This window comes from Streptomyces sp. NPDC002564 (assembly GCF_042889645.1).
Classification (GTDB): Bacteria; Actinomycetota; Actinomycetes; order Streptomycetales; family Streptomycetaceae; genus Streptomyces.
This window is the reverse complement of record NZ_JBIARE010000001.1, coordinates 1281857-1296086: the sequence shown is the minus strand read 5'-3', so window position 1 is coordinate 1296086 and position 14230 is coordinate 1281857. Positions and strand designations below refer to the sequence as shown.

14 protein-coding genes are annotated in these 14230 nt (G+C 73.9%); 8 read left to right on the top strand and 6 right to left on the bottom strand.

From position 1 onward, the window contains the following. Positions 1-245 precede the first annotated feature (245 nt). Positions 246-1286: a 3-isopropylmalate dehydrogenase gene (locus ACFYXE_RS05930; protein ID WP_389309162.1), complete on the bottom strand. Its 1041-nt coding sequence runs from the start codon at positions 1284-1286 to the stop codon at positions 246-248. A gap of 129 nt (positions 1287-1415) precedes the next feature. On the opposite strand from ACFYXE_RS05930, the gene ACFYXE_RS05925 reads away from it, so the two are divergent. Beyond that, a complete protein-coding gene (locus tag ACFYXE_RS05925; RefSeq protein WP_389309161.1) occupies positions 1416-3005 on the top strand; it encodes a purple acid phosphatase family protein in 1590 nt (529 codons plus the stop codon). Positions 3006-3045: 40 nt separating this feature from the next. Here the strand turns inward: ACFYXE_RS05925 and ACFYXE_RS05920 are convergent, their stop codons facing one another. Next, positions 3046-3174: a hypothetical protein gene (locus ACFYXE_RS05920; RefSeq protein ID WP_361181394.1), complete on the bottom strand. Its 129-nt coding sequence runs from the start codon at positions 3172-3174 to the stop codon at positions 3046-3048. A 272-nt stretch (positions 3175-3446) separates the two neighbouring features. Beyond that, a complete protein-coding gene (locus ACFYXE_RS05915; RefSeq protein WP_389309597.1) occupies positions 3447-4286 on the bottom strand; it encodes a LysR family transcriptional regulator in 840 nt (279 codons plus the stop codon). Positions 4287-4537: 251 nt separating this feature from the next. Here ACFYXE_RS05915 and ACFYXE_RS05910 point away from each other — a divergent pair, with 251 nt between their 5' ends. Further along, complete coding sequence (locus tag ACFYXE_RS05910; protein ID WP_389309158.1) at positions 4538-5542, top strand: NADP-dependent oxidoreductase; 1005 nt, start codon at positions 4538-4540, stop codon at positions 5540-5542. A 109-nt stretch (positions 5543-5651) separates the two neighbouring features. Here ACFYXE_RS05910 and ACFYXE_RS05905 read toward each other — a convergent pair whose 3' ends face one another. Beyond that, positions 5652-6260, bottom strand: coding sequence for a GNAT family N-acetyltransferase (locus ACFYXE_RS05905; protein ID WP_389309156.1), 609 nt, complete (start codon positions 6258-6260; stop codon positions 5652-5654). On the opposite strand from ACFYXE_RS05905, the gene ACFYXE_RS05900 reads away from it, so the two are divergent. The 4 genes from ACFYXE_RS05900 to ACFYXE_RS05885 all read left to right on the top strand — a co-directional run bounded on the left by ACFYXE_RS05900 (position 6259) and on the right by ACFYXE_RS05885 (position 9917). Then, on the top strand, positions 6259-6840 hold the full coding sequence (locus tag ACFYXE_RS05900; protein ID WP_389309154.1) for a CDP-alcohol phosphatidyltransferase family protein: 582 nt from the start codon (positions 6259-6261) through the stop codon (positions 6838-6840). The two genes, ACFYXE_RS05905 and ACFYXE_RS05900, sit on opposite strands and share 2 nt — an antisense overlap. Further along, positions 6837-7697, top strand: coding sequence for a phosphatidate cytidylyltransferase (locus ACFYXE_RS05895; RefSeq protein WP_389309152.1), 861 nt, complete (start codon positions 6837-6839; stop codon positions 7695-7697). Before ACFYXE_RS05900 ends, ACFYXE_RS05895 begins: the two co-directional genes overlap by 4 nt. Before the next feature lie 287 nt (positions 7698-7984). Then, entirely contained in the window at positions 7985-9142 is a 1158-nt protein-coding gene (locus ACFYXE_RS05890) for a lysophospholipid acyltransferase family protein (RefSeq protein WP_389309595.1), read from the top strand. A 67-nt stretch (positions 9143-9209) separates the two neighbouring features. After that, on the top strand, positions 9210-9917 hold the full coding sequence (locus ACFYXE_RS05885; RefSeq protein ID WP_389309150.1) for a nitroreductase family protein: 708 nt from the start codon (positions 9210-9212) through the stop codon (positions 9915-9917). Here the strand turns inward: ACFYXE_RS05885 and ACFYXE_RS05880 are convergent. Further along, positions 9896-11014, bottom strand: coding sequence for an alkene reductase (locus ACFYXE_RS05880; RefSeq protein WP_389309148.1), 1119 nt, complete (start codon positions 11012-11014; stop codon positions 9896-9898). The genes ACFYXE_RS05885 and ACFYXE_RS05880 overlap by 22 nt on opposite strands. Positions 11015-11117: 103 nt before the next feature. On the opposite strand from ACFYXE_RS05880, the gene ACFYXE_RS05875 reads away from it, so the two are divergent. Further along, positions 11118-11483, top strand: a complete 366-nt coding sequence (locus ACFYXE_RS05875) for a MerR family transcriptional regulator (RefSeq protein WP_389309146.1) — start codon at positions 11118-11120, stop codon at positions 11481-11483. 40 nt (positions 11484-11523) lie between these two features. Beyond that, entirely contained in the window at positions 11524-12438 is a 915-nt protein-coding gene (bla, locus tag ACFYXE_RS05870) for a class A beta-lactamase (RefSeq protein WP_389309144.1), read from the top strand. Positions 12439-12538: 100 nt separating this feature from the next. Here the strand turns inward: bla and pruA are convergent, their stop codons facing one another. Then, positions 12539-14179: an L-glutamate gamma-semialdehyde dehydrogenase gene (pruA, locus tag ACFYXE_RS05865; RefSeq protein ID WP_389309142.1), complete on the bottom strand. Its 1641-nt coding sequence runs from the start codon at positions 14177-14179 to the stop codon at positions 12539-12541. Positions 14180-14230: the final 51 nt, after the last annotated feature.

Sequence of the window (14230 nt, the reverse complement as noted above, 5' to 3'; positions counted from 1 at the left end):
AGTACTACGTCCTTCACGTGTGATGGTGACGGACCGCGCTCACATCCGTACGTCCAGTACTAGGACGTCCGAGTTTCCCTGCTGCTTTCACGGCCCCTCGTTCGATTATCGCTCGTGGGGTCCCGAGGAAGAAACGGCATGTTTGCGGCCCGGGGGTCGATGGTGACACCCGGGGGCCGCATACGAGAAGCCGCCGGGCGAGGTGCGGGGCCCGGCGGCTTCTGGACGATCTTCGAGCTACCGGGTCAGCGCGCCACCCGTACGGCGAGCGCGTCGCCGATCTGCTCGGTGGTGCGCACGGTGTCGCCGCGCTCCGAGAGGTCGGCCGAGACGGCCTCCTCGATCCGGGTGGCCTCGGCCTCGTGGCCGAGGTGGCGCAGCAGGAGCGCGACGGACAGGACGGTGGCCGACGGGTCGGCCTTGCCCTGGCCCGCGATGTCCGGCGCCGAGCCGTGCACCGGCTCGAACATGGACGGGAACTCGCTGCTCGGGTTGATGTTCCCGGAGGCCGCGACGCCGATGCCGCCGGAGACGGCCGCGGCGAGGTCGGTGATGATGTCGCCGAAGAGGTTGTCGGTGACGATCACGTCGAAGCGGCCGGGGTCGGTGACGAGGTAGATCGTCGCGGCGTCGACGTGGATGTAGTCGGTGGTGACCTCGGGGAACTCCTTGGCCACCTGGTGGAAGACGTTCGTCCAGAGGTGACCGGCGTAGGCGAGGACGTTGTTCTTGTGGACCAGCGTCAGCTTCTTGCGCGGGCGGGCCTGCGCGCGGGCGAACGCGTCCCGGACCACGCGCTCCACACCGAAGGCGGTGTTGACGGAGACCTCGGTGGCCACCTCGTGCGGGGTGCCGGTGCGGATCGAGCCGCCGTTGCCCGTGTAGGGGCCCTCGGTGCCCTCGCGCACGACGATGAAGTCGATCTCGGGCTGCCCCTTGAGCGGGGTCGCCACGCCGGGGAGCAGCTTCGAGGGCCGCAGGTTGACGTGGTGGTCGAAGAGGAAGCGGAGCTTCAGCAGGAAGCCGCGCTCCAGGACGCCGGACGGGACCGAGGGGTCACCGATCGCGCCGAGCAGGATCGCGTCGTGCTGCTTGAGCGCCTCGACGTCCGCGTCGGTGAGGGTCTCACCCGTGGCGTGGTAGCGCTTGGCGCCGAAGTCGAACTCCTTCGTCTCCAGCTTCACATCCTGGGGAAGGGCGGCGTTGAGGACCTTGAGCCCCTGGGCCACGACCTCTTGGCCGATGCCGTCTCCGGGGATGACTGCGAGATTGATGCTGCGAGACATGTCCGCACCCTACTCTTCGTCCCACGGGATGACACTCGATGTCCGCCATGCGGACAGACGCTTCGCGGTCAGCCGCTGTTCACCCGGGCGTCCGGCCGCGGTTGGCCCGCGCTGGGAAGTTCTCCCGACATGGACACCCCCAACGTCGGCATTCCGGAGCGGCTCGCGGCCGGGATGAGCATGCCGGAACAGCACGCCCACCTGCGCGCGAAGTTCTCCCGCCGCACGGTGCTCGCCCGTTCGTTCGCGACGGCCGGGGCGGTGGGCGGCGCGAGCCTGCTCGCGGGCAGTTCGGCCGGGGCCCGCGGCACGGGCGGCCCGGCGGCCCGGCCGCTCGGCGCACCGGCCGGACCGGTACGGGTCGACGGGCGGCTGGTGGCCCCCTTCGGCCGCCATCTCGCCTTCGGCGCCGACCCCAGGACGCAGATGCGCATCTCCTGGCAGGTGCCGCTGGCCGTCACCTCCCCGTACGTACGGGTGGGGCCCAAGCCCTGGGAGCTGAGCCAGAAGATCGAGGCGGAGGTCCGCGACCTGCACACGCCCGCCCTGTCGAAGAAGCTGCCCGCCGTCGAGCAGTACTACCTGCACGCGGCGCTCGACGGGCTGCGGCCCGGCACGACGTACTACTACGGGGTCGGGCACGACGGTTTCGACCCGGCGTCGCCGGAGCGGATGGCGAGCCTCGGCACGTTCAGGACGGCACCCGCGCGGCCGGAGACGTTCGTCTTCACCGCGTTCGGCGACCAGGGCGTCGGCTACCACGCCCTCGCCAACGACCAGCTGCTCCTGGGCCAGAACCCGGCCTTCCACCTGCACGCGGGCGACCTCTGCTACGCGGACACCACGGGGCACGGCAAGGAGTCGGACACGTACGACGCGCGCGTGTGGGACTCCTTCCTCGCGCAGACGGAGAGCGTGGCGAAGTCCGTCCCCTGGATGGTGACGACCGGCAACCACGACATGGAGGCCTGGTACTCGCCGAACGGCTACGGCGGCCAGCGGGCCCGCTGGTCCCTGCCCGAGAACGGGTTCGACCCGAAGGAGGCGCCGGGCGTCTACTCCTTCCGGTACGGCAACGTCGGCGTCGTCGCGCTGGACGCCAACGACGTCTCGTACGAGATACCCGCCAACCGGGGCCACACGGACGGGCGGCAGACCGCCTGGCTGGAGCGGCGGCTGCGGGACCTGCGCGCGGACGAGGAGGTCGACTTCGTGGTGGTCTTCTTCCACCACTGCATGTACTCGACGTCGACGCACGCCTCCGACGGCGGGGTGCGCGACGCGTGGCTCGGCCTGTTCACCCGGTACCAGGTGGACCTGGTCGTCAACGGCCACAACCACGTCTACGAGCGCACGGACGCGATCAAGGACGGGAAGGTCGGCAGGCCCGTGCCGGTCGGCGCGTCGACCGATCCGACGCGCGACGGCATCGTGTACGTCACCGCGGGCGGCGCGGGCAAGGACCTGTACGGCTTCGGCCCCGGGGTCGAGGACAGCCACGAGGGCAGGGTCCGGGACCGGGAGTCGATCGTGTCGTTCCACTGGGCGAAGGGGCGGCGGCACGCCCCCGAGACCGTGGAGTGGTCGCGGGTGCGCTACACCGGCTTCTCGTTCCTCGCGGTGGAGGCGACGGCCGGCGCCCGCCCGCGTCTCGCGGTCTCCGCGCTCGCCGCGACCGGCGAGCGCGTCGACCACTTCGAGATCGCGCGGGGGAGCTAACCCGTGCGGGGACGCCGGGCGGGGGGACCCGCGGGCGGGCTCAGTGGCCCGTCTCGCCGCCGTTGTCCCTGCGGTCCAGGGCCCGCTGGAGGGCCGCTGCTGCGTTCTTGCGCTCGGAGTCGCTCGTACGGGAGGTGTGGCGGACTCGGCGTGCGGTCGTCTCGGCCATGGGAGATCCACTCCTTGAGGGAAGGGTGTTTTCGAGACATCCCCACTGCCTGCGGCGTGGGGGGACCCGCAACGGGCGGGGAGCAGGGAGCGGCAGGGGTTGCCTGCGTGCGGCTCCGGCTCACGACCGCCATTCGCTTGGTCGAGCGAGACGTTCGGCTCCTACAAAGCTAAGGGAGCCCGGAGCGTCTGTCTCCACAATTACTCGGACTTCCTACTATCTGAGACGGCCGTCGTCGGGACCGTCGCCCCGCGCGCCCGCGCCGGAGACCGCTACAGCGCTCTGAGCTCGCGAATCAGGGCGCGGACCGCGGTCGAGGAGGCCAGCTCGGGCGTGGTGACGTAGCCCACGGAACGGGTCGGGCGCTCCGCTCCGAGATCAGTGATCTCGACAGTGTCCGGTGCTCCGGTCAGGGAGAGGGCGGGCATGATCGCCATGCCGTGACCACTGCTCACCATCGAGAGCACTGCTCCGTCGTCCTCGGTCAGGACGGTCGCCCGCGGGATCCAGTCCTGCCGCCGCCACCAGTCCCGCGTGTACGAGCCGCAGTTCTCGTGCCAGTCCACCAGGGGCAGCGAGCGCGGGTCCGGGTGGCCCGCCGGATGCACCAGCGCGTACGGCTCCTCGAGGAGGGCGTCCCCGATGAGCCCGGCGGGGACCGGCGTCGTCCCGCCGACCGTGCCGATGCCGATGTCGGCCCGCCCCGCGGCGACCTCCCCCGCCGTCCCCTCCCCCAGCTCGCGCACGATCCGCACCTCCGGCTCGATGCCGGGGTGGCGGGCGGCCAGGCGCTCCAGGACGGCGGGCAGCAGATGCAGGGCCGCGCTGCGGAAGGCGGCGATGCGCAGCGGCCCCTCGGCGGCGCCCCGCGCGGCACCGCGCGCCTCCGCGACGAGGGTGTCGAGCAGCCGCAGCACCCGCCGGGCGTGCGCGGCAGCGGCGGCTCCGGCGGGGGTCGGCGTGGCCCCCTTGCGGCCGCGCTCGAACAGCACGGCGCCGACCTTGCGTTCGGTGCCGCGGACGGAGTGCGAGACGGCGGACTGCGTCAGCCCGAGCACCTGCGCGGCCGCCGAGAAGCCGCGTTCGCGCTCGACGGCGACGAGGATCCGCAGCTCGTGCGGGGCGAGGTCGGCGGGGAGCGCGGCGGTGGAGCGGGGTGCTGTGGTGGAGCGGGGTGCCGTGGCGGGGCGGGGTTCCGTGGTCGGGCGGGGTTCCGTGGTGGGGCGGCCGGGGCGCGCCGGGCCGGGGACGGCGGGCGTCGTCAGGGGGCTCACCTGCTTCTATGAGGGACCCTCATGGTTCGGGCCGTTGCATGAGCGCAACCCCCTGCCCGGCGCCCGCATTCCTTCCTACCGTCACGGACATGACCGACACCGCGCTCACCGTGCACCAGACCGCCCGCCCGCACGGCTTCCCCACCGCCGACCACTTCACCGTCGTGGAGTCCCCGCTGCCCCGGCCCGCGCCCGGCACCGCCCTGGTCGAGAACCTCTACTGGTCCGTCGACCCGTACCACCGCGAGATGATGGACGGCGACTTCCCGCTGCACGCCCCGCTGGAGGGCCGCACCCTCGGCCGCGTCGTCGCCTCCCGCGACCCCGCGCTCCCCGAGGGCGAGATCCTCCTGCACCGCCGGGGCTGGCGCACGCACACCGTGGTGACCCCCGACGAGGTCCGCAGGCTGCCCCGCTTCGACGGCGTGCCCCTCTCCGCCCACCTGAGCATCCTCGGCGGCACCGGCCTGACCGCCTACGTCGGCCTGACCCGCGTCGCCGAACTCCGCGCGGGGCAGGACCTGTTCGTCTCGGCGGCCGCGGGCGGCGTCGGCACGGCGACCGGGCGCCTCGCCCGGCTGATGGGCGCGGGACGGCTCGTCGGCAGTGCGGGCACGGCGGCGAAGGCGGCGTACCTGACCGAACACGTCGGCTACGACGAGGTCTTCGACTACCACGCGGGCCCCACCGCCGGCCTCCTGGCGAAGGCGGCCCCCGACGGCATCGACCTCTACGTCGACAACGTGGGCGGCGAGCACCTGGACGCCGCGATCTCCGCGCTGCGCGAGCGCGGCCGGATCGTCCGCGTCGGCACGATCGCGCAGTACAACGCGACGGGCACGCCCTACGCCCTGCGCAACCTCCCCGACATCGTGGAGAAGAGCCTGCGCATGGAGGGCTTCCTGGTGCGCGACTATCCGCACCTGCAGGAGGAGTTGTACGACTTCGTGGTGCCGCACCTGCAGAGCGGGCGCATACGTCCCGACGAGACGGTGGTGGACGGGTTCGACCGGATCGTGGACGCGTTCCTCGGCATGCTGCGCGGCGAGAACCTGGGGAAGATCATCGTGCGGGCGACGGGCGCGGGGAGCTGACGCCGGCGCCGACCGGCGGCGTGCGTCGGTACGCGTCCCACGCGTCCGTCGGCACCTGCCGGGACGTCCCGGCCCCTGCCAGATACGTCCCGGCACACGTCGGAAGCCGTCAGAACACGTCCCCGTCGCGCCAGTCGATGAGCAGTTCGTGCGCCGGGTCGAGGTCCGGGCCGCCCCACAGCAGCGGCGGGTCCTCCTCCGGCATGGGGAGCACGCCGTGCGGGCCGAGCGTGCCGACCGCGCCCTGCCAGGTCCGCCAGCCGCGCGCCAGGTAGAGCCCCTTGCCGTCCGCGGACGCCGACAGCGCCCCCAGCGCGTACGCCCCGTCGACGACCTGCTCCAGGGCGCCCATCACCTGCCCGCCGAGCCCCTGCCGCTGCCGGTCGGGGCGGACGGCGACCGCCTCGACGTAACCGACGCGCAGCGAACGGCCGTTGTGCAGGATCCGCCGCTGCACCACCGAGCCGTGCGCGAGCAGCGCGCCCGCCGCGTCGGTGACCAGGGCGTGCAGGCCGCCGAGGCCGTGCTCCCAGTCCTCGTCGCTGAAGTCGCCGTCGAAGGCGGCGTCCATCAGGGTGCGGGCGGCGCGCAGTTCGGCCGGCGTGAGAGCGCTGGTGTGGGCGGTACGCAGGGTGGTCACGTCCTCACCGTACTCAGGCCGCGGTTGAGTACGCACCCCGATTCGCGGCCGCGCGCCCGGCGGCAGAGTCACTCCCATGAACGGCCTCTACGCTCTCAAGCCCTGGTACGCGGACAAGCTGTCCGGCGTGCGGGCCGCGCTCGTGCGGCGCGAGGTGTCGCCCGACACCCTCACGCTGGCGGGCGTGGTCTGCGCGGCGGGCGCCGGTGCCGCGCTCGCCCTGCTCCCCTTCGGCGCCTCGGCGCCCCTGGTGGCGGTGCTCCTCGCCGCCCGTCTGGCCTTCGCGAACCTCGACGGCGCGCTGGCCAGGGACACCGGCCGCACCACGCGCAGGGGCGCGCTGCTCAACGAACTGGGCGACCGCGCGGCCGACCTGGCCGTCCTCGTGGGCTTCACCGCGCTCGCCCCGCTGTGGCTGGTGGCGACGGCGGGGCTCGCGGCGACGCTGCCGTCCTGGGTGTCGCTCGCGGGCGCCGCGGCGGGCGCGGAGCGCCTCAACGGCGGCCCGGTCGGCAAGACGGAACGCTGTGCCCTGGTCATGGTCGCCGCGGCGTCCGGCTGGGTGGTGCCGGTCCTCGCGGTGATCGCGGCGGGCTCCGCGGTGACGGCGGGGCTGCGCCTGGCGCGGCTGTGGCGCGTGCTCGGCGGTGCCCGGTGAGCGCGGCGTTCGTCGCGGGCGAGGTCGCGGGCCGCGCCCTGCCGGTGGTCGCCGGGGTGCTGGGCGCGGGCGGGGTGGCCGTCGCGGCGCTGCCCTCGCGGGTACGGATGCGGGCGGAGCTGCGCAAGCGGTGGCGGACCTGGGCGCTGGCGGCGCCGCTCTTCCTCGGGGCGTTCCTGGTGGGGCGGGCCGGGGCGTTCGCGCTGGCCGCCGGGCTCGGTGCGGTGGCGGTCGGCGAGTACGCGCGGATGGCCGCGCTGCCCCGGGGCGAGCGGGTGGTCCTGGGCACGGCGGCGGTGGCGGTGCCCGGCCTCGCGTGGGCGGCGCCCGGCGCGCTCGACGTGCGCGCGGCGGGCGTCCTGCTGATCGCCGCCGCCGCGGTGGCCCTGTTCTCCGGGGACGCGGCGGGCGGCTTCACGCGCGCGTGCCGCACGGCCTTCGGCCTCCTGTGGATCCCGGTCGCGCTGAGCGGCCTCGTCCTGCTCGGCGACACGGCGGTGGCGGTCGGCGTCGCGGTGGCGTTCGGGGACGTCGGGGCGTGGTGCGGCGGTACGGCGCTGGGGCGCCGGGGTCCGCTCTCGCGCGCGCTGTCCCCGCTGTCGCCGAACAAGACGTGGGCGGGCGTGCTGGGGGCCGCGGCGTCGACGGCCGCCGCGCTGGCCGCGCTCGGCGCGTTCTCCCCCGCCCTGTGGGCGGCGGTCCTGGTCGGCGGTGTCCTCGGCGACCTCCTGGAGTCGATGGTCAAGCGCGAGGCGGGCGTGAAGGACGCGGGCACCTGGCTGCCGGGCTTCGGCGGCCTCCTCGACCGCGTCGACTCCCTCCTGGTGGCCCTGCTCCTGACGATGGCGGTGACCTGATGCACAGCCCCGCACAGCGCGACGAATCAGCCCACACGAAGCTGCGACCAGCCGCCACGAACACACCACCGGCCCCCCACACCGACACGCATCCCGGCCGCTCCGACGCACCACCACCCCGTACGAACCCGAGCCCCGACAACAGGAGCGGCCGCCCCAGTCCGGCCCGTCCAGCCCGTCCGGCCCGTCCAGTCCGTCCGGCCCACCCGGCCCACCCGGCCCGACCGGCGCTTGCGGGCGGGCGCGGCGGAGCCGGTGAACGGCCGCGTCCCGGCCCGGCCCGCAAGATCCCCCTGGCCGCCCTCCTGCGCCGCGCCCTGTGGTGGACCCTGCTCACCCTCACCGGAGGTGTCGAGCGCCGGGGCCGCCTCCCCCGCGGCGGCTGCGTCGTCGTGGCCAACCACTCCTCCCACGCGGACACCGCCGCCCTGCTCGCCGCGCTGGACGCCCGGCACGCCCCGGCCATCGGCGCCGCCGCCGACTACTGGTTCGCCTCCCCGTGGCGGCGCCGCATCTGCAGCCGGCTGGCCGCGGGCTTCCCGGTCCGGCGCACCGGCGGCGGCACCGCCGACCTGCTCGCCAGGTCGGCCGACCTGCGGGCGGGCCGCGCGGTGGTCCTCTTCCCCGAGGGCACCCGGGCCAGGGACGGCGAGTTGGGCGCCTTCCACCGCGGGGCACTGGTCCTCGCGCAGGAGGCGGGCGTCCCGGTCGTGCCGGCCGCCATCGCGGGCACGGACCGGCTGCTGCCCAAGCACGGCAGGCTGCGCCCCGCGCTGGTGCGGGTCGCCGTCGGCACGCCGCTGCCCGCCTCCGCGACGCCGGAGCAGGCCCGTGACGCGGTGGCGGCACTGCACCGGCGTACGACGTCCGAGCCGCTCGCCGACTCCCGGGTGCGCAAGCGGGTCGCCGCGGTCGCCGGTGCCCGCATCGGGCCGGCGCTCGGCTTCGCGTGGGCGTGCGCGGAGGCGCTGAGCTGGCCGCTGATGCCGGAGCTGTTCCTCGCGGTCGCGTGCGTGGCGGTGCCGCGCCGGGCGCTGAAGCTGTCACTGGCGGCGCTCGCGGGCAGCCTCGCGGGCGGACTCCTCGCCCTCCATCTGGCCGCGTCCGGCGTCCAGTTGCCGCAGCCGCTGACCACGGACCGGATGCGGGCCGAGGTCCGCCAGGAGCTGTCCGCCGAGTCGGCGGCGGCCGTCCGGCACCAGCCCTGGAACGGCATCCCGTTCAAGGTGTACGCCCGTGAGGCGGGCCGCGCCGACGTCGCGCCGTCCGCCTGGCTGGCCCACTCCGCGCTCTCCCGCGGCTCCCGCACCCTCACCGTGGGCCTGGCGTGCGGCGCCTTCGGGTTCCTCGCGCACCGGAAGCGGCGGTGCTACGGCGGGTATCTGGCGCTGCTCGGCGGCGGATTCACCGTCGCCCTCACGCTGATCGTGACCGGCTGGAGCTGACCGGGAAGCCGTCCTGAAGGGGGCTGCACCATGGCGCGCGTGGCGTCCGCCGCCGCAGAATCTGGGCATGCCCGATAACGCAGAGCAGCAAGAGTGGACCCCCATCCACGGCGCGCCCTACCGCTCCGTGCCGTACCGCCCCGCGCGGATGCCCGCGCCCGAATCCCTCGCGCACGCCGCCGAGTTGCGGCAGCGGATGCAGGAGCGGCGCACCGTACGCCAGTTCGCGCCGGACCCGGTGCCCCCGCAGGTCGTCCGGGACGCCATCGCGTGCGCGGCGACGGCGCCGTCCGGCGCGCACCAGCAGCCGTGGACCTTCGTCCTGGTGCAGGACCCGGAGATACGCCGCCGTATCCGCGAGGCCGCCGAGCACGAGGAGCAGATCTCCTACGACGGACGGCTGGGCGAGGAGTGGCTCGCGGCCCTGCGCCCGCTGGGCACGGACGAGGTCAAGCCGCACCTGACGGACGCGCCCGCCCTGATCGTCGTCTTCCAGCAGCGGTACTGGCTGGGCGAGGACGGCGCCAAGCACAAGCACTACTACGTCGACGAGTCGGTCGGCATCGCGGTGGGCATGCTGCTCTCCGCGCTGCACCTGTCCGGCCTGGCCGCGCTGATCCACACGCCGAGCCCGATGCGGTTCCTGTCCCAGGTGCTCGGCCGCCCCGAGAACGAGAAGGCGTTCGCGGTGATCCCGGTGGGCTATCCGGCGCCGGACTGCCGGGTGCCCGACCTGGTGCGCAAGTCGCTGGATCAGGTGCTCGTGGAGGTCTGAGCGGGCACCGGCTCCCGCTCCAGGAAGGGGTAGTCGGTGTAGCCCCGCGCGCCGTTCGTGTAGAGGTGGGCGGGGTCGATCTCCTGGAGCGGCGCGCCCGCCGCGAGGCGTGCGGGCAGGTCCGGGTTGGAGATGAACGCCCGGCCGTACGACACGAGGTCGGCGCGGCCGGACGCGAGGACGGCCTCGCCCGCCTCCCGGGTCGTCGGGTCGCCGTTCTCGCCGACGTTGCCGATGAGCAGGCCGTGCCAGTGCGGGCGCAGGTCGGCCAGGGCCGGATAGCGGTCGTTGTCGGTGAGGTGGAGGTAGGCGAGGCCGAGCCCGTCGATCTCGTCGAGCAGCGCGCGGTAGACGGGGCCGGGGTCGGCCTCCGCCATGCCGAACTGCGGGTTGCCCGGCGACAGGCGCAGGCCGAGCCGCTCGGCACCGATGGCGTCGGCCACGGCCCGGACGACCTCGACGGCGAAGCGGATGCGGTCGGCGATCGAGCCCCTGCCGTACGCGTCGGTGCGCAGATTGGTGTTGTCGGCGAGGAACTGGTGGATCAAGTAGCTGTTGGCGCCGTGCAGTTCGACCCCGTCGAAGCCCGCCGCCACGGCGTTGCGGGCGGCGTCGGCGAAGTCCTGGACCGCCGTGCGGATGTCGTCGAGGGTCATCTCGCGCGGGGTGAGGTAGTCGGGCTTGGTGCCGTCCGGGCCGTGCGCGTGGCCGGGCGGGGTCACGGCCGAGGGCGCGAGCGGCAGGTCGCCGTCGATGCGGGCCAGCGGGTGGCCGTTGCGGCCGCCGTGCATCAGCTGGGCGTAGATCCGGCCGCCCGCGGCGTGCACGGCGTCGGTGACCCGCCGCCAGCCCGCGACGTGTCCGGGGGTCTGCAGGCCCGGGTAGCGCCAGCCGCTCTGGCCGCGGCTGCTGGGCCAGATGCCCTCGGTCACGATGAGGCCGGCACTCGCGCGCTGGGCGTAGTGGTCGGCGACGACGGGCAGCGGGGTGCCGTCCTCCGCGGCGCGGGCGCGGGTCATGGGGGCCATCACGACGCGGTTGGGCAGGAGGCCGAGGGGACCTGCGGAATACGGGGCGAGAAGCTCGGTGTTCGTCATGCCGGAACCGTAGAAGCTGACACAGGTGTCAGATTCAAGTGCGAATCCGGCTGCGGGCGCGCGCGGGCGGGGATGACGGAGCACGGACGAGGGGGCCCTGGGCATGAGGATCGGCGAGCTGGCGAAGCGTACCGCCGTGAGTGAGCGGTCGCTGCGCTACTACGAGAAGCAGGGCCTGCTGCACGCGGAGCGCACCCCGGGCGGCCACCGCGACTACCCGGAGGCCGCGGTCGACCGGGTGGTACACATCCAGGAGCTGTTCGCGGCGGGCCTGTGCAGCACGAAGATCTACCAACTCCTCCCCTGCATGCGGGACAAGGACGGCGGTCCGTCCGAGACGGCGACGCCGTGGCTGGCGGACGAGCTGGTCAGGGAGCGGGAGCGGATCGACCGGCAGGTGGCGGAGCTGTTGCGGGCGCGCGGGGTGCTGGACGAGGTGATCTCGGCGGCGTCGGCGGGCGGTCGCTGAGCCTCGACCGGTCCGGCGGCGCACCGGTACGGTCGGGATCATGAACTTACCTCCCGCACGCAGGACGCTCCTGGGCGCCGCGGCCGTGGCGCCCGCGCTCCTCTCGCTGCCCGGCACGGGGAGCGGCACCGCGCACGCGGCGCCCGCCGCCGCGGCCACCGGCCCCGACGTCGGCCGCCGGCTGCGCGACCTCGAAGCGGGCTATCCGGGCCGTATCGGCGTGCACGCCCTGGACACCGGCAGCGGCGCCGTCGTCGCCTACCGCGCGCACGAACGCTTCGCGATCGCCTCGACGTTCAAGGTCCTGGCCGCCGCGGCGATCCTGCGCCGGGCCCGCGAGCGGGAGCACGGCCTGCTCGACGTGCTGATCCGGTACGGCCGCGACGACCTGGTCTCCGCCTCCCCCCGCACCGAGCTCCACCTCGAAACGGGCATGACCGTACGGGAGTTGTGCGACGCGACCCTGACGTACAGCGACAACACCGCGGCCAATCTGCTGATGCGGCGGCTCGGCGGGCCCTCGGCCGTCACGGAGTTCGCGCGCTCGCTCGGCGACTCCCGCACCCGCCTCGACCGGTGGGAGCCCGACCTCAACTCCAACCTCCCCGGCGACCGGCGGGACACCACGACCCCGGCGGCCATGACGGCGGACCTGGACAGGCTCGTCCTCGGCGACGCGCTGCACCCCCGCGACCGCGACCAGCTGATCCGCTGGCTCCTGGAGAACACCACCGGGGACCAGCGGATCCGCGCCGGGCTCCCGGAGGGCTGGCGGGTCGGCGACAAGACCGGGACGCCCGCCTACGGAGGGGTCAACGACGTCGCCGTGGCCTGGCCGCCCCGGCGGGCCCCGCTGATCGTCTCCGTCTACACGACCCGCCTCGACCCGGACACGCCCGGCGAGGACCGGATCGCCGAGGACATCACGCGCGTCGTCGTCGACGCGCTCGGCTGACCCCGGCCGCCGGCCCCGGGACATGACACCGCCTCCGACCGGGGTGGGGCCCAGGTCGGAGGCGGGGTTCGGGGGCGGGCCCGAGGGCCCGGCGGGGGCGTCAGCCCATGTGCGGGTAGCCGTACTCGGTCGGCGCGACCAGCGTCTCCTTGATGGCGCGGGTCAGCGTCCACCGCTGCAGGTTCTGCGGGGCACCGGCCTTGTCGTTGGTGCCGGAGGCGCGACCGCCGCCGAAGGGCTGCTGGCCGACGACGGCGCCGGTCGACTTGTCGTTGATGTAGAAGTTGCCCGCGGCGTAGCGGAGCTTCTCCATCGTGTACGCGGCGGCGGCGCGGTCGTTGGCGATGACCGAGCCGGTGAGCGCGTAGTCCGAGGCCGACTCCATCTGGGTCAGCATCTCCTCGTACGCGTCGGCCTTGCTGTCGTCGTACACGTGCACGGCGAGGAAGGGGCCGAAGTACTCGGTCTTGAAGACCTCGTTCTCCGGGTCGGTGCACTCGACGACGGTCGGGCGCACGAAGTAGCCGACCGAGTCGTCGTAGGTGCCGCCCGCGACGATCGTGCAGGAGTCGTCGGCCTTGGCGCGGTCGATGGCCGCCTTGTTCTTGGCGAACGAGCGCTCGTCGATGACGGCGCCGATGAAGTTCGTCAGGTCGGTGACGTCACCCATCTTGATGCCGTCGACCTCGGCCGCGAACTCCTCCTTGAAGCCGTCGTTCCAGATCGAGGCCGGGACGTAGGCGCGGGAGGTCGCCGAGCACTTCTGGCCCTGGTACTCGAAGGAGCCGCGGGTCAGCGCGGTCTTCAGCACGGCGCGGTCCGCGGAGGGGTGCGCGACGACGAAGTCCTTGCCGCCCGTCTCGCCGACGAGACGCGGGTAGGTGCGGTACGTGGCGATGTTCTCGCCGACCGTCTTCCACAGGTGCTGGAAGGTCGGGGTGGAGCCGGTGAAGTGGATGCCGGCCAGGTCGCGGTGGTTCAGGGCGACCTCGGAGACGGCGATGCCGTCACCGGTGACGAGGTTGATGACGCCCTTGGGCAGGCCCGCCTCCTCCAGGAGCTGCATGAGCAGCACGGCGGCGTGCGTCTGCGTCGGGGACGGCTTCCACACGACCACGTTGCCCATCAGGGCGGGGGCGGTGGGGAGGTTGCCCGCGATGGCCGTGAAGTTGAACGGCGTGATCGCGTAGACGAAGCCCTCGAGCGGGCGGTGGTCCAGGCGGTTCCACACGCCGGTGGAGTTCGCCGGGGGCTGCTCGGCGAGCATGTCACGGGCGTACTTCACGTTGAAGCGCCAGAAGTCGACGAGCTCGCACGGGGTGTCGATCTCGGCCTGCTGGGCGGTCTTGGACTGGCCGAGCATCGTGGAGGCGGCCATGGTCTCGCGCCACGTCGTGGAGAGCAGCTCGGCGGCGCGCAGGATGATCGCGGCGCGGTCGTCGAAGGACAGGGCGCGCCAGGCCGGGGCGGCGGCCAGGGCGGCGTCGACCGCGTCCTGGGCGTCCTGCCGGGTGGCGCCGCGGCCCGTGCCGATGACGGCCTTGTGGTTGTGCGGCTGGACGACCTGGAACGGCTCGCCGCCACCGAGGCGCTTGACGCCGCCGATGGTCATCGGCAGCTCGATGGGGTTCTCGGAGAGCTCCTTGAGCTTGGTCTCGAGACGGGCGCGCTCCGGGGAGCCGGGGGCGTAGCCGTGGACCGGCTCGTTGACCGGGGCGGGGACCTGGGTCACAGCGTCCATGAGTTCCTTGGCTCCTTATGTGCGGGGGCTTGGTGCGGGTCGGTCGGGCGG